Origin of the sequence: Actinomadura sp. CNU-125 (genome assembly GCF_001942465.1) — a bacterium.
Lineage (GTDB): Bacteria > Actinomycetota > Actinomycetes > Streptosporangiales > Streptosporangiaceae > Spirillospora.
In genome coordinates this window covers 1-21,624 of sequence record NZ_MKJY01000053.1, presented here as the reverse complement: position 1 = coordinate 21,624, position 21,624 = coordinate 1, and the positions used below count along the sequence as shown (strand labels likewise).

Annotated in this window: 13 protein-coding genes and 5 pseudogenes; 13 read left to right on the top strand and 5 right to left on the bottom strand. The window is 75.3% G+C overall.

The features are described 5' to 3' along the window. Positions 1 to 202: 202 nt before the first annotated feature. Entirely contained in the window at positions 203 to 712 is a 510-nt protein-coding gene (locus BJF79_RS07720) for a hypothetical protein (protein ID WP_075895811.1), read from the bottom strand. Positions 713 to 719: 7 nt separating this feature from the next. Next, positions 720 to 1,708 (bottom strand): annotated as a pseudogene (locus BJF79_RS07715) (alpha/beta hydrolase). 316 nt (positions 1,709 to 2,024) lie between these two features. On the opposite strand from BJF79_RS07715, the gene BJF79_RS07710 reads away from it, so the two are divergent. Then, positions 2,025 to 2,453, top strand: a complete 429-nt coding sequence (locus BJF79_RS07710; RefSeq protein WP_075895809.1) for a hypothetical protein — start codon at positions 2,025 to 2,027, stop codon at positions 2,451 to 2,453. 39 nt (positions 2,454 to 2,492) lie between these two features. Here the strand turns inward: BJF79_RS07710 and BJF79_RS07705 are convergent, their stop codons facing one another. Together BJF79_RS07705 and BJF79_RS07700 are read right to left on the bottom strand one after the other, a co-directional pair. Further along, entirely contained in the window at positions 2,493 to 3,818 is a 1,326-nt protein-coding gene (locus BJF79_RS07705; protein ID WP_075895807.1) for an FUSC family protein, read from the bottom strand. 172 nt (positions 3,819 to 3,990) lie between these two features. Continuing rightward, a complete protein-coding gene (locus tag BJF79_RS07700; protein WP_262401675.1) occupies positions 3,991 to 5,403 on the bottom strand; it encodes a glutamine synthetase family protein in 1,413 nt (470 codons plus the stop codon). 147 nt (positions 5,404 to 5,550) lie between these two features. On the opposite strand from BJF79_RS07700, the gene BJF79_RS07695 reads away from it, so the two are divergent. The 4 genes and pseudogenes from BJF79_RS07695 (at position 5,551) to BJF79_RS58845 (ending at position 8,098) form a co-directional block, all read left to right on the top strand. Beyond that, a complete protein-coding gene (locus tag BJF79_RS07695) occupies positions 5,551 to 6,660 on the top strand; it encodes an amidohydrolase family protein (RefSeq protein WP_262401674.1) in 1,110 nt (369 codons plus the stop codon). 50 nt (positions 6,661 to 6,710) lie between these two features. Further along, positions 6,711 to 7,271 (top strand): annotated as a pseudogene (locus tag BJF79_RS58855) (FAD/NAD(P)-binding oxidoreductase); the annotation flags it as partial. A 74-nt stretch (positions 7,272 to 7,345) separates the two neighbouring features. Further along, positions 7,346 to 7,552: pseudogene (locus BJF79_RS58850) on the top strand (FAD-dependent oxidoreductase); the annotation flags it as partial. A gap of 186 nt (positions 7,553 to 7,738) precedes the next feature. Beyond that, positions 7,739 to 8,098: a hypothetical protein gene (locus BJF79_RS58845; protein ID WP_262401677.1), complete on the top strand. Its 360-nt coding sequence runs from the start codon at positions 7,739 to 7,741 to the stop codon at positions 8,096 to 8,098. An 802-nt stretch (positions 8,099 to 8,900) separates the two neighbouring features. On the opposite strand, the gene BJF79_RS66620 is transcribed toward BJF79_RS58845, so the two are convergent. Further along, the gene (locus BJF79_RS66620) at positions 8,901 to 9,365 is read right to left on the bottom strand and encodes a hypothetical protein (RefSeq protein WP_143219766.1); all 465 of its coding nucleotides are present in this window, start codon (positions 9,363 to 9,365) and stop codon (positions 8,901 to 8,903) included. A gap of 776 nt (positions 9,366 to 10,141) precedes the next feature. Here BJF79_RS66620 and BJF79_RS66615 point away from each other — a divergent pair. The 8 genes and pseudogenes from BJF79_RS66615 to BJF79_RS07665 all read left to right on the top strand — a co-directional run. Then, positions 10,142 to 10,882, top strand: a pseudogene (locus BJF79_RS66615) (DUF4132 domain-containing protein); the annotation flags it as partial. Positions 10,883 to 10,956: 74 nt separating this feature from the next. Further along, a pseudogene (locus tag BJF79_RS66610) lies at positions 10,957 to 11,202 on the top strand (DUF4132 domain-containing protein); the annotation flags it as partial. Between the two features lie 27 nt (positions 11,203 to 11,229). Continuing rightward, positions 11,230 to 11,466 carry a hypothetical protein gene (locus tag BJF79_RS57085; RefSeq protein ID WP_187356972.1) on the top strand — a complete coding sequence of 79 codons (237 nt, stop codon included), beginning with the start codon at positions 11,230 to 11,232 and terminating at the stop codon, positions 11,464 to 11,466. A 618-nt stretch (positions 11,467 to 12,084) separates the two neighbouring features. Next, on the top strand, positions 12,085 to 12,894 hold the full coding sequence (locus BJF79_RS55195) for a hypothetical protein (protein WP_075895803.1): 810 nt from the start codon (positions 12,085 to 12,087) through the stop codon (positions 12,892 to 12,894). Then, entirely contained in the window at positions 12,843 to 14,789 is a 1,947-nt protein-coding gene (locus BJF79_RS55190) for a DUF4132 domain-containing protein (RefSeq protein WP_075895801.1), read from the top strand. The genes BJF79_RS55195 and BJF79_RS55190 overlap by 52 nt, the downstream gene beginning before the upstream one ends. Further along, a complete protein-coding gene (locus BJF79_RS58835) occupies positions 14,786 to 17,401 on the top strand; it encodes a hypothetical protein (RefSeq protein WP_262401672.1) in 2,616 nt (871 codons plus the stop codon). The genes BJF79_RS55190 and BJF79_RS58835 overlap by 4 nt, the downstream gene beginning before the upstream one ends. Further along, positions 17,365 to 18,093 carry a DUF4132 domain-containing protein gene (locus BJF79_RS50630; RefSeq protein ID WP_262401676.1) on the top strand — a complete coding sequence of 243 codons (729 nt, stop codon included), beginning with the start codon at positions 17,365 to 17,367 and terminating at the stop codon, positions 18,091 to 18,093. The genes BJF79_RS58835 and BJF79_RS50630 overlap by 37 nt, the downstream gene beginning before the upstream one ends. Beyond that, positions 18,090 to 21,494, top strand: coding sequence for a DUF4132 domain-containing protein (locus tag BJF79_RS07665; RefSeq protein ID WP_075895799.1), 3,405 nt, complete (start codon positions 18,090 to 18,092; stop codon positions 21,492 to 21,494). The genes BJF79_RS50630 and BJF79_RS07665 overlap by 4 nt, the downstream gene beginning before the upstream one ends. Positions 21,495 to 21,624 lie beyond the last annotated feature (130 nt).

Here is a 21,624-nt window from a genome sequence, read left to right as displayed (position 1 = left end):
CGGGTGCGGTCGGTCCGGCCTTCGGCGGTTGCGCGTTCGTCCCGGGCTTCGCCGCCGCGTGTTCGCCCGCTGAGCGTCCGGCCATCGGGGCGGTCGGGCGGGCGGGGGGCCCGGCGGGGGGCGGCACGCGTGGGTGCGTTGGAGACGGGACGGGCGGGCGGGGCGCTCGCGGAGCCATCGGCTTCGTGGGCGGCGTCGCGGATCAGTGCGCCCCCGCCGTGCAAGGCCACGGCCCGGACACGTGCGGGCTCGCGGATCCCGAGGCGGTGGGCCGCGGCCGCGCGGGCCTGCGGGGACGCCGCAGGGTCGAGGAGCGTTTCGACCGAGGCGACTTCGTGGGGTCCCGCGCGGCCGCGGGTCCGGTCGAGGACGGCGGCGGCCGCGGCGGCGCCCGTTCGAGCACCATCGCGTCGATACGGGCCGGACCGGGGTGTTCGAGCCACAGCACCGCCGACCCACGGGCACGCTCGGCCACGCGGGGTCGGGGGTTTCGGCGGGGGCTCCCGGCGCGGCCCTGCGCGTCGACCCGGATCCGGACGCGCCGGGCGTCGTCGACGAGCGCGGCGGGGCCCGCGGTAAGCACCGCGGCGCCCCGGACGATCGCCTGCAGAGTCGCGCCGTGGGCCGTGAGGTCGTCGAAGTACGCGATGACGCGGAGCGCCGCACCCGCCTGCGGGTCCAGCGCGTCGAGCCGCACCGTCAGGTCCCTCATGGGCGCGTCATGCCGCCAGGAGCCTGCGCAGCCAGTGCAGGCGGGCCGCGCGGGCCTCCTGCGAGATCGCCGCGTGCGGGGCCATCATGTCGAACCCGTGGAAGCCGCCCGGCCAGACGTGCAGTTCGGCGCGTCCGCCCGCCTGCCACAGGCGTGCGGCGTAGGCGACGTCCTCGTCCCGGAAGGTTTCGGCGGAGCCGACGTCGATGAACGCGGGCGGCAGCCCCGACAGGTCCTCGGCGCGGGCGGGCGCGGCGTACGGGGAGACGGCGGCGGTGCCGCGCGCGTCGCCGAGCAGGGCCGTCCAGCCGGTGTGGTTGGACGCGCGGTCCCACACGCCGAGCCCGGCCATCTGGACCGCCGACGGGGTGTCGTTGCGGTCGTCGAGCATCGGGCACATCAGCAGTTGCCCGAACAGGTCGGGGCCGCCGCGGTCGCGGGCCATGAGGCGAGCGCGGCGGCGAGCCCGCCGCCGGCGCTGGCGCCGCCGACGATGATGCGGCCGGGGTCGATGCCGAGTTCGGCGGCGTGCTCGGCCGTCCAGCGCAGCCCGGCGTAGCAGTCCTCGACGGGCCCGGGGTGCGGCGTGCCGGGCGCGAGCCGGTACTCGACGGAGATCACGGCCGCGCCGACGTCCGCGGCGAGGTCGAGCATCTCGGTCACGCCCATGCGGTTGTTGCCGATGACCATGCCGCCGCCGTGCGTGTGGTAGAGCGCCGGGGTCGGGGCGGGCGCGGACGGACGGCAGATCAGCAGGCTCACGTCCGGTGCGCCCTCGGGGCCGGGCACGGCGCGTTCCTCGATGGTGAAGGCGCCGTCGCGCGACAGCGTCTCGTCCGTGGGCGGGGCCATGAGCGCGGCGGCGTCGCGCATCGTTTCGAGGGTGCCCGGGTCGGCGAGGGCGTCGGGGGCGAGATGCTCGTTGATGATCCGCAGCGCGGGGGCGAGTTCGGGGTCGAACGGCGGGGGCGGTCCGGCGGGGCTGTCGATGGTCATCGTCGACTCCAGGCTGTGATGTGATCGGCGTCACGATCATCGCCGGGCGAGTATCGCGGGATCGACCGCCGGTCGGCGGATTCTACCCGCCATCCGGCGGGTCGGCCAGGCTCGGGCCAGGTGCTCCGGCCGATGCCGGGGGGAGACGCCGCCCGCCGTCCGGTGGGGCGGCCGGGTTCCGGCCCGGCGCCTGCATCTCCGGTGACCACCGCGACGGCCCCGTCAACGATCATGGTCGCGTTTCCCTATAAACTCCGGTCTCGCATGTCCGGGTCGGGGTGGATATGCGTGCCCTGGACGAGCCGAGTGAGGTTGCATGCCGACGCACGAGTGGACGCTGGCGGACGACCGTCCCGGCGGCGGCGGTCCCCGCAACTTCAGGACGGCGCTCATCGTCGTCGCGGTCCTCTCGGTCGCCGTCGCCGTGCTCGTCGCGCTGCGCCTGCTCGGTCCCGGATCGTCGGAGGAGGGCGTCCCGAAGCTCGGCCACAAGACCTACGAGGCGCAGGTCGATTGCCGGGTGAATTCCTCGGGTGACTCCGGGACGGTCACGATCGACGGCACCATCCGGGGTGAATCGTCCCGGTTCGAGGTGACCGTGGAGGTGCTCGACACCGCGACGAAGCAGCGGCTGGCACTGCAGACGTTCGAGGTCAGCGGCACCACGACGTTCGGCGGCACGACTCCGGCGCAGGCGCCGGTGGGGTCGGCGGGCATCGAGTGCCGCATCACCGAGGTCCGCTGAACCCCGGCGCCCCGGCGAACGCCCGCGAGCCCGCCGGGCTCAGGCGCCCGGCGGGCGGCGGCGCGGCCGCAGTTCCTCGTCGGTCTCCTCCGCGTGCTGTTCGGCGGCGGCCGCCGCGGACCCGGCGGCGCGGCGCAGTTGCGAGCCGGCCCGCCGGACGACCTTGGCGGGGCGTTCGGGCAGGTGCCGGGCCGTCCCGCGGTGCCGCCGCCACTGTTCGCGGGCGCGGGCGCGGTGCTCGACGCGGAGCTGCTCGACGAGCCGGTCGACGTCCATCGAGATCTCCCCGTACAGCGGCCACAGGTCCCCGGCGGCGGCCCGTTCGTGGAGTTCCGCCGCGAGCCGGGCGCGCCGTTCGCGGGCGATGTCGACCCGCACCTCCAGTTCCTGCTCGGCCTTGAACGGACGGGCGCGGCGGTCCAGGTCGGAGCGTGCGAGGCGCCCGTAGGCGGCGACGCCGTCGGCGACCCCGGCGAGCGCGTCGGCGAGCCGGGGCCGCAGCACCGGGTCGGTGAGCAGCCGGCCGTGCCGGCCGAGCCGCTCGTCGTCGACGAGGGAGCGGGTGAGGCCGCGCAGGGTGAGGGTGAAGTGCTCCATGGTCTCCATGGCGTTGCGCAGCGCGACGCCCGCGTCGACGATGCGCCAGGCGCGCGGGTTGAGCTTGACGCTCTGCTCGGCGGCGCCGAGCGCCTGGTCGGTGCGGGCGAGGTCGCGGGCGAGCCGCTCGGTCTCCTGCTGCCAGTGGACGGCCTCGCCGGGGGCGCGTTCGCCGCGCAGCCCGTCGGCGATGCGGGAGATCAGCTCGCGGAGCCGTTCGGAGATGTCGGCGACGGCCTCCTCGGCGGGCCGGACCCGCACGGACGGGACGAGGAACCCGGCGACGAGGCCGGTGGCGGCGCCGACGAGGGTCTCCATGACGCGGGCGAACGCCCCCGATTCGCTGGAGGCGCCCAGCGCGAAGATCAGCATCGCGCTGATCGCCGCCTCCAGGACGTGCTCGCGCAGCCGCAGCGCGTACCCGATGGACAGCGCGGCGAGGATCGCGAGGCCGAGCGTCCACCAGGTGAACCCGATGGTCTCGGCGAACATCACGGCGACGAGCACGCCGGAGGTGACCGCGCCGACCCGCAGGATCCCGGCGCGGATCGTGTCGTACACCGAGTACTGGGTGACCAGCAGCGCGGTCAGCGGCGACAGCAGCGGCGGCGGCCCGCCCGCGGGCAGCAGGTGCAGCCCGAGCAGGTACGCCACCGTCGCGGTGATCGTCAGCCGGGCGATGCGGTACACGGTGGACCGCACCTCGGTCGCGACGCCGAAGGGCGAGCGTCCGGTGCGGTCCGCCCGGCGGGTGAACGGGAAGGGCATCGGTGAGCCGGGGTCGGTCGGGTCCGTGGACGGGTCGGATGTGCGGTGTTCGGATGTGCGGTGCGGCCGTACGGGCTCCGCTCGGAGCAAGGGCGAGCGGAGCCGTACGGATCACGTGTGCCCGCGCAGGCCCGCTTCAACCGCCCGGTCCCCGCCGCGCCGTCCGGGCCGGTCAGTGCCGCCAGCGGGTGGCGGCGGCGACCTCCTCGGGGGTGGCGTCCGCGAGCAGTTCGGCCTCGCCGCGCCGGACGGTCGCGACGGTGTCGACGACCGCCTCGCCGAGCGCGTCCCGCAGGACGTCGTCCGCCTCGAACACCGCGACGGCCGCGTCGAGGGACGACGGCAGGGGCGCGATCCCGCGCGCGGTGCGCTCGCCGTCGTCGAGGGTCGCGGGGTCGACGCCGACGGGTTCGGGCAGCGTGAGCCCCGCGGCGAGGCCGTCCCGTCCGGCGGCCAGCAGCGCGGCGAGCGCCAGGTACGGGTTGGCGGCGGGGTCGAAGCACTTGATCTCCAGGTTCGCGGCCTGGTCGCGCTCGCCCTGCACGCCGCTGACGAACCGCAGCGCGGCCTCGCGGTTCTCCGGCCCCCAGCACGCGTACGCGCCCGCCCAGTGGGACGGGGTCAGCCGCAGGTAGCTGGCGACGGCGGGCGCCCCGATGGCGAGCAGGGCGGGCAGCCGCCGCAGGATCCCGGCGGCGAACGCCTCCCCGTAGGCGCTCATCCCGCAGGGCCCGGCGCCGCCCGCCATCGCGTTCGCGGGCCCGTTGACGACGTCGCGCCGCCACAGGCTGAGGTGGACGTGCCCGCCGTTGCCGACCGTGTCCGCCTCGACCTTCGGGGAGAAGGACGCCCGCATCCCGTGCCGGAGCGTCACCGCCCGGACGGTCTCGCGCACCAGGACGGCGGTGTCGGCGGCGCCGATCGGGTCCTCGGCGGCGACGGAGATCTCGAACTGGCCGGCGGCGTACTCGGGGTGCAACTGCAGGACGGTCACGCCGGTCTGCGCGAGGTCGGTCAGCAGTTCCCGCAGGTAGGGGGCCAGTTCGCTGATCCGCGCCATCCCGTACGCGGGCCCGCGCGCCGCCGGGACGAACGCGTCGCCGTCCCCGGCCGACACCGCCCATTCGATCTCGAACGCGGCCCGCGCCTCCCAGCCCTCCTCGCCGAGCCGGACGGTCTCCCGGTAGAGCAGGGCGCGCGCGTCCAGCGGGTGGACGGCGCCGTCCTGCGCGAACCGGACGGCGGGGGCGTGCGCCCAGCCGGGCAGTGCGGCGAACGGCACGACGCGGTCCAGCACGGGGTGCAGCCGCAGGTCGCCGACGGGCCCGCCGATGTGCCGCCCGGAGACGATCGTGTCGTCCAGCAGGAACACGTCGAACAGCGGCGACATCCCGACGCCCCAGGCGGCGGCGTGTTCGAGCCGGTTGATCGGGACGGTCTTGGTGCGCGTGATCCCGCTGACGTCCACCCAGGTCAAGGCGACGGCGACGACGTCCTGGCCGGTGAGCCGGCGGGCGGTCTCGGCGGCCCGCGCGCCCATCTGGGCGCGGTCGTTGCCGCCGAGGGTCGCTGGGATCTGGTCCACGTTTCGGTCTCCCGGGTCCGGTGGTCACGACGGTGGTGCGCGGGACGGCGGAGCGTGATCGGTCCCCTCCGTATCGTAGGAACATCTTCCCGCCGTTTCCGGGGAATGGCCTGCTGACGGGACATGTCGCGTGGGAGGAACCGGGCCGTGCTGGAATACCTGGAGTCGCTGCCGCTCGTCGATCACCACTGCCACGGGGTGTTCGACGCGGACCTGGACCGGGCGGCGTTCGAGGCGGCGCTGACCGAGTCGGACGCGGGCGGCCCGCCGGGCGTGTCCCTGTTCGACTCGCAGATCGGGTTCGCGCTGCGCCGCTGGTGCCCGCCCGTCCTGGACCTGGACGCGCACGCCGAGCCGGACGACTATCTGGAGCGCCGCGCCGACCTGGGCGCCGCCGAGGTGAACCGCCGGTTCCTCGCGGCGTCCGGCCTGCGGGCCCTGTGCGTCGACACGGGGCACGCCCCGGAACGGCTCCTCGGCCCGGCGGCGGTGGGGGAGCTGGCGGGGGCGGACGCGCACGAGGTGCTGCGGCTGGAGTCGGTCGCCGAGCAGGTCGCGGCGGAGGGCGTGGACGCGTCCGGGTTCGCGGCCGAGGTCCGCTCGCGGATCGAGGCGCGCGCCCCGTCCGTGGTCGCCGCGAAGTCGATCGCCGCGTACCGGGCGGGGCTGGAGATGCCGGGGCACCGGCCGTCGGAGGCGGAGGTCGCGGCGGCCGCCGGACGGCTGATGCGGCATCTGGAGCCGCGCGCCCGTGAGGAACCGCTGCACCGGTTCCTGGTGTGGTGCGCGGTGGACGCGGGGCTGCCCGTCCAGTTCCACGTCGGGTACGGGGACCTGGACGCCGACCTGCGCCGCGGCGATCCGCTGCTGCTGATCGAGCTGCTGCGGGCGATGAACGACGCGGGCGTCCCGGCGATGCTGCTGCACAACTACCCGTTCCACCGCAACGCGGGCTACCTGGCGCAGGTCCTGCCGAACGTGTACGTGGACGCCGGTCTCGCGATGAACAACCTCGGGCACCGCGCGCACGTGCTGCTGTGCGAGCTGCTGGAGCTGGCGCCGTTCGGGAAGGTGCTCTACTCGTCCGACGCCTACGGGCTCGCCGAGCTGTACTACCTGGGGGCGCTGCTGTTCCGGCGGGCGCTCGCGGGGCAGCTCGGCGGGGGAGCCGACGACGGCGCCTGGACGGCCGGGGACGCGCGCCGCGTCGCCGAGCTGATCACCCGCGGCAACGCGGAGCGGGTCTACGGCCTCTGAACCACCGATACCCTCGGAAAACGATCACCGGGTACGGGAGGGGACGGACCATGACCGGACGGGAACGCCTGCTCGTGATCGGCGGGGACGCCGCCGGGATGAGCGCCGCGTCCCAGGCGCGCCGCCGCCGCGACGCGTCCGACCTGGAGATCGTCGCGCTGGAACGGGGCCGCAACGCGTCCTACTCGGCGTGCGGTATCCCGTACTACGTGGGCGGGGTCGTGGACGGCGCGGACCGGCTCGTCGCCCGGACGCCCGAGGAGTTCCGCGACCGCGACATCGATCTGCGGCTCCGCACCGAGGCCGTCGAGATCGACACGGCGGACGGGCGGGTGCGCGTCCGCGACGTCGCGTCCGGTGCGGAAACGTGGGAGCCCTACGACCATCTGGTGATCGCGACGGGCGCGGTGCCGGTGCGCCCGCCGCTGCCGGGCGCGGACGCCCGCGGCGTGCACGGCGTGCAGACGCTCGACGACGGCATCGCGATCCACCGCGCGCTGGAGGCGGACGCGCCGCGCCGCGCGGTCGTCGTGGGCGGCGGCTACATCGGCCTGGAGATGGCCGAGGCGATGGTGATGCGCGGCCTGCACGTCACCCTCGTCGACGCGGCGGAGCAGCCGATGACCACCCTCGACCCGGACATGGGCGCGCTGGTCGCGGACGCGATCGCGGCGTCGGCGTCGACCTGCACCTGGGCGAACCGGTCGCGGGCTTCGACACCGGCGCGGACGGGCGCGTCACGGCCGTCCGCACCGAGAGCCGGACGTTCCCGGCCGACATCGTCGTCCTCGGCCTGGGCGTGCGGCCGGGCAGCGGGCTGGCGCGCGACGCCGGGATCGAGGTGGGCCCGACCGGCGGCGTCGTCACCGACCGCCGGATGCGGACCCGCACCGAGCGCGTGTGGGCGGCGGGCGACTGCGTGGAGACCCGCCACCTGGTGTCGGGCGGGCCCGTCGCGATCCCGCTCGGCACCCACGCGAACAAGCAGGGCCGGGTCGCCGGGATCAACCTCGGCGGCGGCTACGCGACGTTCCCCGGAGTCGTCGGCACCGCCATCTCCAAGATCTGCAGCGCGGAGGTGGCGCGCACCGGGCTGAACGAGCGGGAGGCGGCCGCCGCCGGGTTCGCGACGCTGAGCGTCGCGGTCGAGTCCACGACCCGCGCCGGCTACCACCCGGGCGCGACCCGCATGACGACCAAGCTGGTCGTCGAGCGCCGCTCGGGACGGCTGCTCGGCGCGCAGATCGTCGGCGAGGAGGGCGCCGCGAAGCGGGTGGACGGCCTGGCGGTGATGCTCTGGAACGGGATGACGGTCGAGGAGATGACGGGCCTCGACCTCGCCTACGCGCCGCCGTTCGCGCCCGTCTGGGACCCGGTGCTGATCGCCGCGCGCAAGGCCGCCGAACGCGTCGAGCGGGACATGCACAACCTGGATTGATCGGTTTCCGGCGGCTTTGTCGGTGTTCTCCCGTACGGTACGTCTTCATGATCGAATCCACGGGGCCGGACGAGAACACGCTGGTCATGCCGGACGACTGGCTGCGCGCCCGGCACCCGCGCCGCGACCGTCCGGGCGTTCCGGAGCCCCCCGCGACCGACCCGTCCGCGCCCGAGAAAGCGCGCGCCTTCGTGGCCTCCGTCCGTGCCGACATCGAGACCGTCCTGGACCTTTCGGGCACCGCGCCCGACGTCGCGGCGGCCGCCCGCGCGTGCCTGCGCGGCGAGCAGGACCCGCTCGGGGCGGCGGCCCTCTGGCACATCGCCGCCTCGATGGGCGGGTCGAGGGAGTGGGCCGAGCCCCGGCCCGATTTCCCGTTCGCCGACGCGCTGGTCGCCGAGCACGGCGTCGCGTTCGCCGCGCACGCCTTCACGGAACTGGCCGGGCTCGTGGGCGCCGGCCCGGCGCACCGCGGCGTGTACGGGCCGCGCCGCCGCAACCCCGGCGAGCTGTACGAGAGCAAGGGTTTCGGGCGGGACGTCGCCCGGTCGCTGCGCACCCGCCTGGCGGCCGCCCCCGACGACGTGTACGCCGATGCCGGGAAGCGGCTGGAGGGCACCCGCGGGCACGACTGGCAGCGGGCCCTCGCCTCCTACCTGCTGCCGACCAGGGAGGACTGGGTCGAGGACCTGTGCGCGAACCCGGGACGGCTCGGCGAGTACGGCTTCGGCAACCGGTGGCTGCTGTTCTGCGCGTTCGGCCGCCCGCACCAGCCCGCCGCGTCCGGCCTGCGGTTCGGTCACTACGAGGCCGTGCCCGACTGCATCGCGACGCTCATCGAGGCGATCGGCCCCGCGGCCGTCGTTCCGCTGCTGACGCAGGCGCTGCAAGGCCGGTACGCCGACGACTCGCTGATCTTGCGGGTCCTCGCCTCGCTGCCCGTGGACGAGGCGTTCCAGGCCCTCCTCGCCCGCATCGGCGATCCCGACGCCGCCCGCACCCTCCCGGACGCCGCCCGCGAGTTCCCGGCCCGCGCGATCCGGCTGCTGTCGGCCTCCGCGGCGCCCCTGGGCCGCGACCTGCTGGCCGCGCGCGTCCGCGCCGCCCCGGACGTCGCCGCCAACGTCGCGCCCGAGCTCCCGGCCGGGCGCCGGAAGACGGTCGAGGCGCTCCTCCGGCGTTTCCCGCAGGCCACCGGCCTGCCGCCGCTGCTGACCGAACCGCCGTGGACCCGTCCCCGCGAGAAGGCCGCGCCCGTCGTCCGCAAGGGCCTGCCCCTGCCCGGCACCCGCGCGATCCGCTGGGCACCGGGCGAACGCGACGCCTGGGCCGCGCAGGAGGACACCGCCCGCTGGGACCGGCAGGCGGCCGGAAGGGACTTCGCCGAGACGGCGGCGAAGTACCGCGCGCAGGACAGGTACGGGCGGTTCCACGAACAGACCCTGCTCCTCAGGGGCCCCGCCGATCTGGTCCGCCCGCTGCTGGAGGGCTGGACGGTCGACGACGACCACGACCACGGCGAGGACCACTGGACGGGGTGGCTGGGGCCGCTCGCCGCGCGGCACGGAGCGGACGCCCACGACGTCGTGCTGGCCCTCGCCCGCCGCTACCCGGCGAAGCTCGGGCCGTACGCGATGCCGCTGCTGTCCGACGAGTTCGCGCGGACGATGGCGGACTGGCTCGTCCGCCTCAAGTCCGCGGGCCGCACGGCCCGCGCCTGGTTCGACCGGCACGGGCACGCCGCCGCGCCGTCCCTGCTCCCGGACGCGCTGGGCAAGGCCGGCCCCGCCCGCCGCGCCGCCGAGGCGGCGCTCCGCCTGATCGCCGACCGGCCACGGCCCGGACCCGATCGTCGAGGCGGCGCGCGTCCACGGCGACGGGGCGGCGGCGGCGATCGGGGCGCTGCTGGCCACCGACCCTCTCGACGTCCTGCCCGAGGACGTCCCGGACGTCGGCTGGGCCGACCCGCGCGTCCTGCCGCAGATCCTGCTCCGCGACCGGAAGCGCGCGCTCCCGGACGACGCCGTCCGGCACGTCACGACGATGCTGGCGATGTCGAAGCCGGGCGAGGTGTACCCGGGCGTCCCGGTCGTGCGCGACCTGTGCGACCCGGAGTCGCTGGCCGAGTTCGGGTGGGCGCTGTTCCGCCACTGGGAGTTCACCGGAGCCCCGCTCGCCGAGAAGTGGACGATCGCGCAGCTCGCGCTGACCGGCGACGACGGCACCGTCCGGCGCCTCACCCCGGTGATCCGGGCGTGGCCGGGCGACAACGGGCACGGCAAGGCGGTCATCGGACTGGACGTCCTGACCGCGATCGGCACCGACACGGCCCTGATGCACCTGAACTCCATCGCGCAGCGGGTGAAGTACCAGGGCATCAAGGGGCAGGCGCAGGCCAGGATCGAGGAGCTGGCGGCCGAGCTCGAACTGTCCGCCGAGCGGCTCGCGGACCGGCTCGTCCCGGAATTCGGCCTGGACGCGGCGGGCACGCTCACGCTCGACTACGGTCCCCGCGCCTTCCTCATCGGTTTCGACGAGCACCTCCGGCCGACGGTCGCCGATGCGGACGGCAAACGGCGCAAGTCGCTCCCCAAGCCGGGCGCGAACGACGACCCCGAGCTGGCCCCCGCCGCCCGCAAGCGGTTCGCGACGCTCAAGAAGGACGTGCGGACGGTCGCGTCCGACCAGCTCGCCCGCCTCGAACAGGACATGCTCACCGGCCGCCGCCGGACGGCCGCCGAATTCCGCGAGTTCCTCGCCGGGCACCCGCTCGTCGGCCACCTGGTCCGCCGCCTGGTCTGGCTCGCCGAGCATGAGGACGGGACGGCCGCGTCGTTCCGCGCGCGGAGGACGGCACGTTCGCGGACGCCGCCGACGGCACGATCGTCCTCCCCGACACCGCGCAGGTCCGCGTCGCCCACCCGGTCCACCTCGGCGACGGGCTGGAGGCATGGTCGGCGCTGTTCGGCGACTACGAGATCCTGCAGCCGTTCGAGCAGCTCGCCCGTCCCGTCCACGCCCTCACCGGCGAGGAGCGCGAGACCGGGCGCCTGACCCGGTTCGAGGACCGCAGGGTCGAGGTCGGTGCGCTCCTCGGCCTCACCCGGCGCGGCTGGGAACGCGGCGCACCGATGGACGCGGGCCACGAGCAGGAGTTCTACCGCGTCGCACCCGGTTGCGTCGTCACCATCGACCTCGACCCCGGCATCGTCGTCGGCGACGTCTTCGACAACGGGGACCAGGTCTTCACCCGCGTCCGGATGACCGACGGCTCCGGCTCCACGCGCGACCTCGACCCCGTCGCCGCGTCCGAGGCCCTCGCCGACCTCCTCCACCTGACCGCTCCCACGAACGGAACCGACCGATGACCGACGAGAACACCCTGATCGTCCCGGACTCCTGGGTCCGCGCGCGGCACCCGCGCCGCGACCGTCCGGACGTGCCGAAGGCGCCCGCGCCCGACCTGGCCGCCGCCGAGCGGGTGCGCTCGCTCGTGGCGGGCGTCCGCGACGACATCGAGCACATCCTCGGCCTCCCGGGCACCGCGCCGGACGTCGCGGACGCCGCCCGCGCCCACCTGCGCGGCGAACCGGACCCGCTCGGCGCGGCCGCGATCGCGTTCGTCGCCGCCCCGCTGAACCTGCTGTCGGACTGGTCCGTCCCGAAACCCGGTCTGCTGTTCACCGAGGCGATGGCCGCCGAGCACGGCGTCGCGTTCGCCGCCCGCGCCTACACGGAGTGGGCGGGGATCGCGGTCGACAACCCGGCCGTCGGGCGGCCCACCGGCTTCCCGGTGTCGTCGACCCCGGAGCAGCGGCGGGCGATCACCGTCCGCCGCCAGGACCCCGCCGAGGCCCTCTGCGACTGGTGGCTGACCCAGGAAAGCGGCAAGGCGCTGCGCACCCGCCTGGCGGCGCGCGCCCGACGACGTCTACGCCGGGGCGATCGAGCTCATCGGCGGCGCCCGCCGCAGCCCCCTGCAGAAGGTGGTCGCCGCCTACCTGGCGCCGACCCGCGAGGACTGGGTCGAGGACCTGTGGGCGCGCCCCGGCGAGATCCCGTTCGATCACATCCGCGGCTGGCCGGTGTTCTGCGCGCTCGGCCGCCCGCACCAGCCCGCGGCGTACGGACGGCGGTTCGCCGGCGCCATGGACCGCGAGACCGTCGCGACGCTCGTCCACGGCATCGGCCCCGAGGCCGTCGTCCCGATGCTGGTGGAGGAGCTGGACGGCCGGTACTGGAGAACCACCGACGACGTCCGGCTGGCCGTGGAGTTCCTCGCCGCCCTGCCGCTGGACGAGGCGTTCCAGGTGCTCGTCGACCGGATCGGCGAGCCCGGGTTCGTCCCCGCGCTGCCGGCGGCGGCGCGCCGGTTCCCGAACCGCGCGATGCGGCTGCTGCCGGGCTCGGACGCCCCGCAGGCCGCCGAACTGCTGTCGGTGCACGTCCGCGCGAACCCCGGCATCGCCGAGGAGGTCGCCGGGAACCTCCCGGACGGCGACGCACGGGCGAAGATCCGCGAGATCCTCGCCGCGAACACGCGCGTCCCGTCGGCGCCCGCCGCCGACCTGCCGCCGCTGCTGACCGAACCGCCGTGGACCCGCGCCCGGGCGAAGGTCAAGCCCGTCGTCGTCAAGGACCTGCCCGCCCCCCCCCCGGCACACGCGCGGTCGCGTGGGGGCCGGGGGAGCGCGACGCCTGGACGGCGCGCCTGTCCCGCCTCTGGGACCTGCGCGCCCGCGACATGGACTTCGCCGAGCTCGCGGCGGACCTCGCGGCGGGCGGAAACACCGTGATCGCCATCCGCAGCACCCTGCTCCTCAAGGGCCCCGAAGACCTCGCGCGCCCGCTGCTGAAGGGCTGGGAGCCCAATGATCTCTACGAGGTCAACGAGTGGCTCCCGGCGCTCGTGGCGCGCCACGGACTCGACGCCCACGACCCCGCCCTGTTCCTCGCCCGCCGCCAGCCGGCGGCCCTCGGGCAGTACCTGGTGCCGCTGCTGTCGGACGAGATCGCGCGGACGATGGCCGAGTGGCTCGTCCGCCTGAAGGCCGGGGCCAGGACGGCCCGCGCGTGGTTCCGCCGCCACGGAACGGCCGCCGCCCCGGCCCTGATCCCGGACGCGCTGGGCAAGGCTGGCCCCGCCCGCCGCGCCGCCGAGGCGGCGCTGCGCCTGATCGCCGACCGGCACGATCCCGCCCCGATCGTCGAGGCGGCGCGCGTCCACGGCGACAAGGCCGCCGCCGGGATCGAGGCGCTCCTGTCCGCCGACCCCCTCGACGACCTGCCCAAGAAGATCCCGTCCGTCGACTGGGCGGACCCGCGCATGCTCCCGCAGATCCTCCTGCGCGATCGGACGAGTGCACTTTCGGACGACGCGGCGGGGCACGTCCTGACGATGCTGGCGATGTCGGTGCCCGGCGACGAGTACGCGGGCGTCCGGATCGTCCGCGACCTGTGCGACCCGGCGTCGCTCGCGGAGTTCGGCTGGGCGCTGTTCCGCTGGTGGGAGACGCACGGGGCGCCGTCCACGGAGAATTGGGCGTTCACCCAGCTCGCGCTGACGGGCGACGACGACACCGTCCGGCGCCTCACCCCGGTGATCCGGGCGTGGCCGGGCGACGGCGGCCATGCCAAGGCCGTGGTCGGCCTGGACGTCCTGGCCGCGATCGGCACCGAGACGGCGCTGATGCACCTGAACTCGATCGCGCAGCGGGTGAAGTTCAAGGGCCTCAAGACCCGCGCGCAGGAGAAGATCCAGGAGGTCGCGGCCGAACTCGAACTGACCGCCGACCAGCTCGCCGACCGCGTCGTCCCCGACCTGGGCCTCGACGCGTCCGGCACGCTCACCCTCGACTACGGCCCGCGCGCCTTCGTCATCGGCTTCGACGAGGTGCTCCGGCCGACGGTCGCCGACGAGGACGGCAAGCTCCGCAAGTCGCTGCCCAAGCCGGGCGCCAAGGACGACCCGGAGCTGGCGCCCGCCGCGTCCAAGCGGTTCGCGGGCCTGAAGAAGGACGTCCGCACGATCGCGTCCGACCAGCTCGCCCGCCTCGAACAAGCCATGGTCACCGGCCGCCGGTGGCCGCTCGCCGAGTTCCGCGAGTTCCTCGCCGGGCACCCCCTCGTCGGCCACCTGGTCCGCCGCCTGGTGTGGCGCGTGGAGGACGGCCCGGCGTTCCGCGTCGCCGAGGACGGCACGTTCGCGGACGCCGCCGACGAGATCGTCACCGTCGCCGACGCCGCCGGGGTCCGTGTCGCCCACCCGGTGCACCTGGGCGACGAGGTGAAGGCGTGGTCGGAGGTGTTCGCCGACTACGAGATCCTGCAGCCGTTCGAGCAGCTCGCCCGTCCCGTCCTCGCGCTCACCGAGGGCGAGCGCGAGACCGGCCGCCTGTCCCGCTTCGAGGGAGCGGAGGTGAACGTCGGCGACCTGCTCGGGCTGGTCCGACGCGGCTGGGAGCGCGGCGCTCCGATGGACGCGGGCATCGAGAACGAGTTCTCCCACCCCGGAACCGGGTGCGGCGTCGTCATCGACCTCGACCCCGGCATCGTCGTGGGCGACCCCGAAGACCAGATCTTCCGCCGCGTCCGGCTGGTCTCGACACACGACCTCGACCCCGTCACCGTCTCCGAAGTGCTCGCCGACCTCGCCCGCGTCACCGCCCGAGCCGAGGAAGCGACCCGATGACCGACGAGAACACGCTGATCACGCCCGATTCCTGGCGGCGTGCCCGGCATCCGCGCCGCGACCGCCCGGACGTCCCGGCGGCGCCCAAGCCGATCGAGGGCGCCGCCGAGCGGGTCCGCTCGCTCGTGGCCGACGTCCGCGACGACATCGAGCGGATCCTCGACCTCCCGGACACCCCGCCCGACATCGCGGACGCCGCCCGCGCCCACTTGCGCGGCGAACCGGACCCGCTCGGCGCGGCGGCGGTCCTGCTCGTCGCCGCCCCGCTGAACCGGCTGCACAGGTGGTCCGACCCCCTGCCCGACCGGCTGTTCACCGATGCCCTGGTCGCCGACCACGGGCTCGCGTTCGCGGCCCGCGCCGTCACGGAATGGGCCGCGGTCAGGACCGACGTCCCGCCGCCCCACGAGAAGGACAAGCCGATCACCGTCCGGCACCGGGGCCCCGCGGAGCAGGGCACCGACTGGGAGCTCAGCCGTGCCGGGCTCCGGTCGCTGCGCGCCCGCCTCGCCGCCGCGCCCGACGACGTCTACGCCGAAACCGTCGAAGCCCTCGCGGGCGCCCGCCGCAACATGCTGCAGCGGCTGGTCGCCGCCTACCTGGCGCCCACCCGCGAGGACTGGGTGGAGGATCTGTTCACGCGTCCCGAGGAGGCTCCGGGGAACTACCAGGCGGGCTGGATGGCGCTCTGCGCGCTGGGCCGGCCGGGCCAGCTCGCGAGATTCGGCTCGCATCGCGGCCACCGCCTCGACCGCGAGGTCCTCGCGACGCTGATCGACGGAGTCGGTCCCGAGCCCGTCGTCCCGCTGCTGGCCGCCGCCAAGTGGGGCTACACCGAAACGGTCCGGCTGGTGGTGGAGTTCCTCGCCGTGCTGCCCGTGGAGGAGGCGTTCCAGACGCTCGTCGACGGGATCGACGAGCCCGAGGTCTTCCCCGGCCTCGTGGCGGCCGCCCGCCGCTTCCCGGTCCGCGCGATGCGGCTGCTGCCGGGCTCGGACGCCCCGCGGGCCGCCGAACTGCTGTCGGTGCACGTCCGCGCGAACCCCGGCATCGCCGAGGAGGTCGCCGGGAACCTCCCGGACGGCGACGCACGGGCGAAGATCCGCGAGATCCTCGCCGCGAACACGCGCGTCCCGTCGGCGCCCGCCGCCGACCTGCCGCCGCTGCTGACCGAACCGCCGTGGACCCGCGCCCGCGCGAAGGTCAAGCCCGTCGTCGTCAAGGACCTGCCCGCCCCCAGCACCCGCGCGGTCGCCTGGGGGCCGGGGGAGCGCGACGCCTGGACGGCCCGGCTGTCCGCCCACTGGGACGCGCGCGCGGCGACGATGGATTTCGCCGCGCTGGCGGCGAACATCGCGGCGGGAGGGCGAGAAATGCCCGTCTTCCGCAACACCCTGTTCCTCAAGGGGCCCGAGGAGCTGGTGCGCCCGCTGCTGAAGGGCTGGGAGCCGGGCGACTCCTACAGAGACCTGCACGAAGTGCACGAGTGGCTCCCGGCTCTCGTGGCGCGCCACGGCGTGGACGCCCACGACCCCGCCCTGTCCCTCGCCCGCCGCAAACCGGCCGCCCTCGGGCAGTACCTGCTGCCGCTGCTGTCCGATGAGATCGCGCGGACGATGGCCGAGTGGCTCGTCCGTCTCAAGTCCGGGGGCAGGACGGCCCGGGCCTGGTTCCGCCGCCACGGAACGGCCGCGGCTCCCGCCCTGATCCCGGACGCGCTGGGCAAGGCGGGCCCGGCCCGCCGCGCCGCCGAGGCGGCGCTGCGCCTGATCGCCGACCGGGACGGCCGGGACGGACGGGACGCGATCGTCGAGGCGGCGCGCGTCCACGGCGACAAGGCCGCCGCCGGGATCGGGGCGCTCCTGTCCGCAGATCCCCTCGACGACCTGCCCAAGAACATTCCGTCCGTCGACTGGGCGGACCCGCGTACGCTCCCGCAGATCCTCCTGCGCGGCCGGACGAACGCGCTCCCGGACGACGCGGCGGGACACGTCCTCACCATGCTGGCGATGTCGGTGCCCGGCAATGAGTACGCGGGCGTCCGGATCGTCCGCGACCTGTGCGACCCGGCGTCGCTCGCGGAGTTCGGCTGGGCGCTGTTCCGCTGGTGGGAGACGTGCGGTGCGCCGCCCAAGGAGAACTGGGGCCTCACCCAGCTCGCGCTGACCGGCGACGACGACACCGTCCGGCGCCTCACCCCGGTGATCCGGGCGTGGCCGGGCGACGGCGGGCAGGCCAAGGCGGTGACGGGTCTGGAGGTCCTCGCCGCGATCGGCACCGAGACGGCGCTGATGCACCTGCACTCGATCGCGCAGCGGGTGAAGTCCAAGGCGCTCCAAACCCGCGCGGGAGAGAAGATCCAGGAGGTCGCGGCCGAACTCGAACTGACCACCGATCAGCTCGCCGACCGCGTCGTCCCGGACTTCGGCCTGGACGCGTCCGGCACCCTCACCCTCGACTACGGCACGCGCCGGTTCGTCGTCGGGTTCGACGAGGTGCTCCGGCCGACGATCACGACGAGGACGGCAAGCCGCGCAAGTCGCTCCCGAAGCCGGGGGCGAAGGACGGTCCCGAGCTGGCCCCCGCCGCCCACAAGCGGTTCTCGGGCCTGAAGAAGGACGTGCGGACGGTCGCGGTCGACCAGCTCGCGCGCCTCGAACGGGCCATGGTCACCGGCCGCTGCTGGACGGCCGCCGAGTTCCGCGATCACCTTTCGGGCCATCCGCTCGTCGGGCACCTGGTCCGCCGCCTGGTGTGGCTGGCCGAGCGCGAGGACGGGACGGCCGTGTCGTTCCGCGTCGCCGAGGACGGCACGTTCGCGGACGCCGCCGACGAGATCGTCACCGTCGCCGACACCGCCGGGATCCGTGCCGCCCACCCGCTCCACCTCGGCGACGAGGTGAAGGCGTGGTCGGAGGTGTTCGCCGACTACGAGATCATGCAGCCGTTCGAGCAGCTCGCCCGTCCCGTCCTCGCGCTCACCGAGGGCGAGCGCGAGACCGGCCGCCTGTCCCGCTTCGAGGGCCTGTGGGTTCCGGTCGGCGACCTGCTGGGCCTGGTCCGGCGCGGCTGGGAGCGCGGCGCGCCGATGGACGCGGGCATCGAGAACGAGTTCTCCCACACCGGGACCGGGTGCGGCGTCGTCATCGACCTCGACCCCGGCATCTCCGTGGGCGACCCCGAAGACCAGATCTTCCGCCGCGTCCGGCTGGTCTCCACCCGCGACCTCGACCCCGTCGCCGTCTCCGAAGTGCTCGCCGACCTCGCCCGCGTCACCGCCCGAACCGAGGAAGCGACCCGATGACCGACGAGAACACGCTGGCCGCGCCGCCGCCCGCGTGGCGGCGGGCCCGGCACCCGCGCCGCGACCGCCCGGGCGTCCCGAAGGCGCCCGCGACCGACCCGTCCGCCGCCGGTCGGGTGCGCTCCCTCGTGGACGCCGTCCGCGACGACATCGACCACGTCCTCGCACGTCCGGAGGCCGCGCCCGACATCGTGGACGCCGCCCGCGCCCACCTGCGCGGCGAACCGGACCCGCTCGGCGCGGTCGCGGTCGCGTACCTCGCCGCGCCGCTGAACGGGATGCGGCCGTGGCGGTACGACCCCTTGCCGAGCGAGGTGTTCACCGAAGCGCTGGTCGCCGAGCACGGCCTCCCGTTCGCCGCCCGCGCGTTCGCCGAGTGGGCCGGGATCGCGGCCGACAACCCGGCGAGCATCGGCGGCAAGGGACTGCCGATGCGCCTGAGCACCGCGCGGCACCGCGCCGAGCTGCGGTCGATCACCCTGCGCCGCCAGGCCCCGGACGAGCTGCTGTCCGACTGGTGGCTGACGCCGGGGAGCGCCCGGACGATGCGGACCCGCCTCGCCGCGGCCCCCGGCGACGTCTACGCCGAGGCCGTCGAACTCGTCGGCGGCGCCCGCCGGACCCCGCTGCAGAAGGTGGTCGCCGCCTACCTCGCGCCGACCCGGGAAGACTGGGTGGACGACATGTGCCGCCCCGGCACGATCCCGTTCGAGTACGACTGGACGATCCGCCTGGCGTTCTGCGCGCTCGGCCGCCCGGACCAGCCCGCCGCGCTCGACCGGCCGTTCGGCCACGCCTGCGACCACGACGTCGTCGTGACGCTGATCGACGGCATCGGCGCCGACGCCGTCGTGCCGCTGCTCGTCGACGCCTTGGACGGTTCGTCCCACGGCTACACCGAGGAGCTCCGGATGATCCTGGGGGTCCTCGCCCGGCTGCCCGTGGACGACGCGCTGCGGGCGCTCGTCGACCGGATCGGCGAGCCGGAGGTCGTCCCCGCGCTGCTGGAGGCGTCCCGCCGTTTCCCGGTCCGGGCGCTGCGGCTGCTGCCCGCCTCGGACGCCCCGCGGGCCGCCGAGGTGCTGTCCGCGCACGTCCGCGCCGACCCCGGGACCGCCGCCGACGTGGCGCGCGACCTCCCGGACGACGGGCGGCGGGCGAAGATCCGCGAGATCCTCGCCGCGAACACGCGCGTCCCGGCCGTGCCCGCCGCCGGCCTGCCGCCCGTCCTGACCGAACCGCCGTGGACCCGTCCCCGGGCGAAGGCCAAGCCCGTCGTCGTCGAGGACCTGCCCGCGCCCGGCGTCCGCGCGGTCACCTGGGCGCCGGGCGAGCGCGCGGAGTGGGCGGCGTGGTACGCCGACCGCTGGGACCGGTGGGCGGAGAACGTCGATTTCGCCCGTATCGCCAAGATGCTCTCGGACGGGGACGTCGGCGGGCACGTCGGCGAGTGGCTCCTGTTCCTCAGGGGCCCGGACGACCTGGCCCGCCCCCTGCCGGCGAACTGGGACCCGGGCGACGGCCGTGACGAGAGCGCGAACACGGGGCTGGCGCCGCTCATCGCGCGCCACGAACTCGACGCGATCGACCCCGCGCTGTCCCTCGTCCGCGGCGACCCCGCCGCCCTCGGGCGGTTCGCGCTGCCGCTCCTGTCGGACGAGTTCGCGCGGACGATGGCGGACTGGCTCGTCCGTCTCCGGAGCGGCGGCCGGACGGCCCGCGCCTGGTTCGACCGCCACGGGACGGCCGCCGCGCCCGCCCTGATCCCGGACGCCCTCGGCAAGCCCGGCCCGGCCCGCCGCGCCGCCGAGGCCGCCCTGCGCCTGATCGCCGAACGGCACGACCCCGCCCCGATCGTCGAGGCGGCGCGCGTCCACGGCGACCGGGCGGCGACCGCGATCGAGGCGCTGCTGGCCACCGATCCCGTGGACGTCCTGCCGAAGACCGTCCCGTCCGTCGAGTGGGCCGACCCGCGCGCCCTCCCGCAGATCCTGCTGCGCGACCGGACGCACGCGCTCCCGGACGACGCGGCGGGACACGTCCTCACCATGCTGGCGATGTCGAAGCCGGACGACGAGTACGCGGGCCTGCCGATCGTCCGCGACCTGTGCGACCCGGCCTCCCTCGCGGAGTTCGGCTGGGCGCTGTTCCGCTGGTGGGAGACGAACGGCGCGCCGTCCAAGGAGAAGTGGGCGCTGACGCAGCTCGCGCTGACCGGCGACGACGACACCGTCCGCCGCCTCACCCCGGTGATCCGGGCGTGGCCGGGCGACGGCGGCCACGCCAAGGCCGTCACCGGCCTGGACGTCCTCGCCGCGATCGGCACCGACACCGCCCTCATGCACCTGCACTCGATCTCGCAGCGGGTGAAGTTCAAGGGCCTCAAGACCCGCGCGCAGGAGAAGATCCGGGAACTCGCCGCCGAACTCGAACTGACCCCCGACCAGCTCGCCGACCGTCTCGTCCCCGACTTCGGCCTGGACGCGGACGGCACCCTCACCCTCGACTACGGCCCGCGCGCCTTCGTCGTCGGCTTCGACGAGGTGCTCCGGCCGACGGTCACCGACGAGCACGGCAAGCTCCGCAAGTCGCTGCCGAAGCCCGCCGCCAAGGACGACCCGGACCTCGCGCCCGCCGCCTACAAGCACTTCTCCGGCGTCAAGAAGGACGTCCGGACCATCGCGTCCGACCAGCTCGCCCGCCTCGAACGGGCCATGGTCACCGGCCGCCGCCGGACGGCCGCCGAGTTCCGCGAGTTCCTCGTCGCCCACCCCCTGGTCGGCCACCTGGTCCGCCGCCTGGTCTGGCGGGTCGCGGAGGACGGCCCGGCGTTCCGCGTGGCCGAGGACGGGACGTTCGCGACCGCCGCCGACGACACGATCGTCGTCCCCGGAACCGCCGAAATCCTGGTCGCGCACCCGGTCCACCTCGGCGACGAAGTGAAGGCGTGGACGGACCTGTTCGCCGACTACGAGATCCTGCAACCGTTCGAACAACTCGCCCGTCCGATCCACATGCTCACCGCCGACGAGCGCGACGGCGGCCGGCTGCCCAGGTTCGAGGGGGCGGGGGCCGCCACCCGCGACCTCCTGGCCCTGACCCGGCGCGGCTGGGAGCGCGGCACGCCGATGGACGTGGGCATCGAGCACTGCATCTCCCGCGAGGTCGGCCCGGACCGCCACGTGGTCCTGTCCCTCGACCCCGGGATCGTCGTCGGCGACCCGGACCGGGCGACCGACTTCCAGGACCTCGCCGACGTCCGGCTCGCGTTCCGCCCCGACCGCCACGCGCCCGCCGAGCCCACGTCCCTGCGCTTCGGCGACCTCGATCCCGCCGTCGCGTCCGAGATCCTCGCCGACCTGATCCGCGTCACCACCCGAGCCGAGGAACCGACCCGATGACCGACGAGAACACGCTGGTCCCGCCGCCCGCGTGGCGGCGGGCCCGGCACCCGCGCCGCGACCGTCCGGACGCCCGAAGGCGCCCGCGACCGACCCGTCCGCCGCCGGTCGGCGTGCGCCGCTCCTGGAC

Bases quoted from the DNA above. Each gene is read 5' to 3' on its own strand.
- BJF79_RS55190 (WP_075895801.1), top strand. From the start codon at position 12,843: ATGGACTTCGCCGAGCTCGCGGCGGACCTCGCGGCGGGCGGAAACACC.
- BJF79_RS07665 (WP_075895799.1), top strand. From the start codon at position 18,090: ATGACCGACGAGAACACGCTGGCCGCGCCGCCGCCCGCGTGGCGGCGG.
- BJF79_RS58835 (WP_262401672.1), top strand. From the start codon at position 14,786: ATGACCGACGAGAACACGCTGATCACGCCCGATTCCTGGCGGCGTGCC.
- BJF79_RS07710 (WP_075895809.1), top strand. From the start codon at position 2,025: ATGCCGACGCACGAGTGGACGCTGGCGGACGACCGTCCCGGCGGCGGC.
- BJF79_RS57085 (WP_187356972.1), top strand. From the start codon at position 11,230: ATGGACGCGGGCCACGAGCAGGAGTTCTACCGCGTCGCACCCGGTTGC.
- BJF79_RS07705 (WP_075895807.1), bottom strand. From the start codon at position 3,818: ATGCCCTTCCCGTTCACCCGCCGGGCGGACCGCACCGGACGCTCGCCC.
- BJF79_RS07720 (WP_075895811.1), bottom strand. From the start codon at position 712: ATGAGGGACCTGACGGTGCGGCTCGACGCGCTGGACCCGCAGGCGGGT.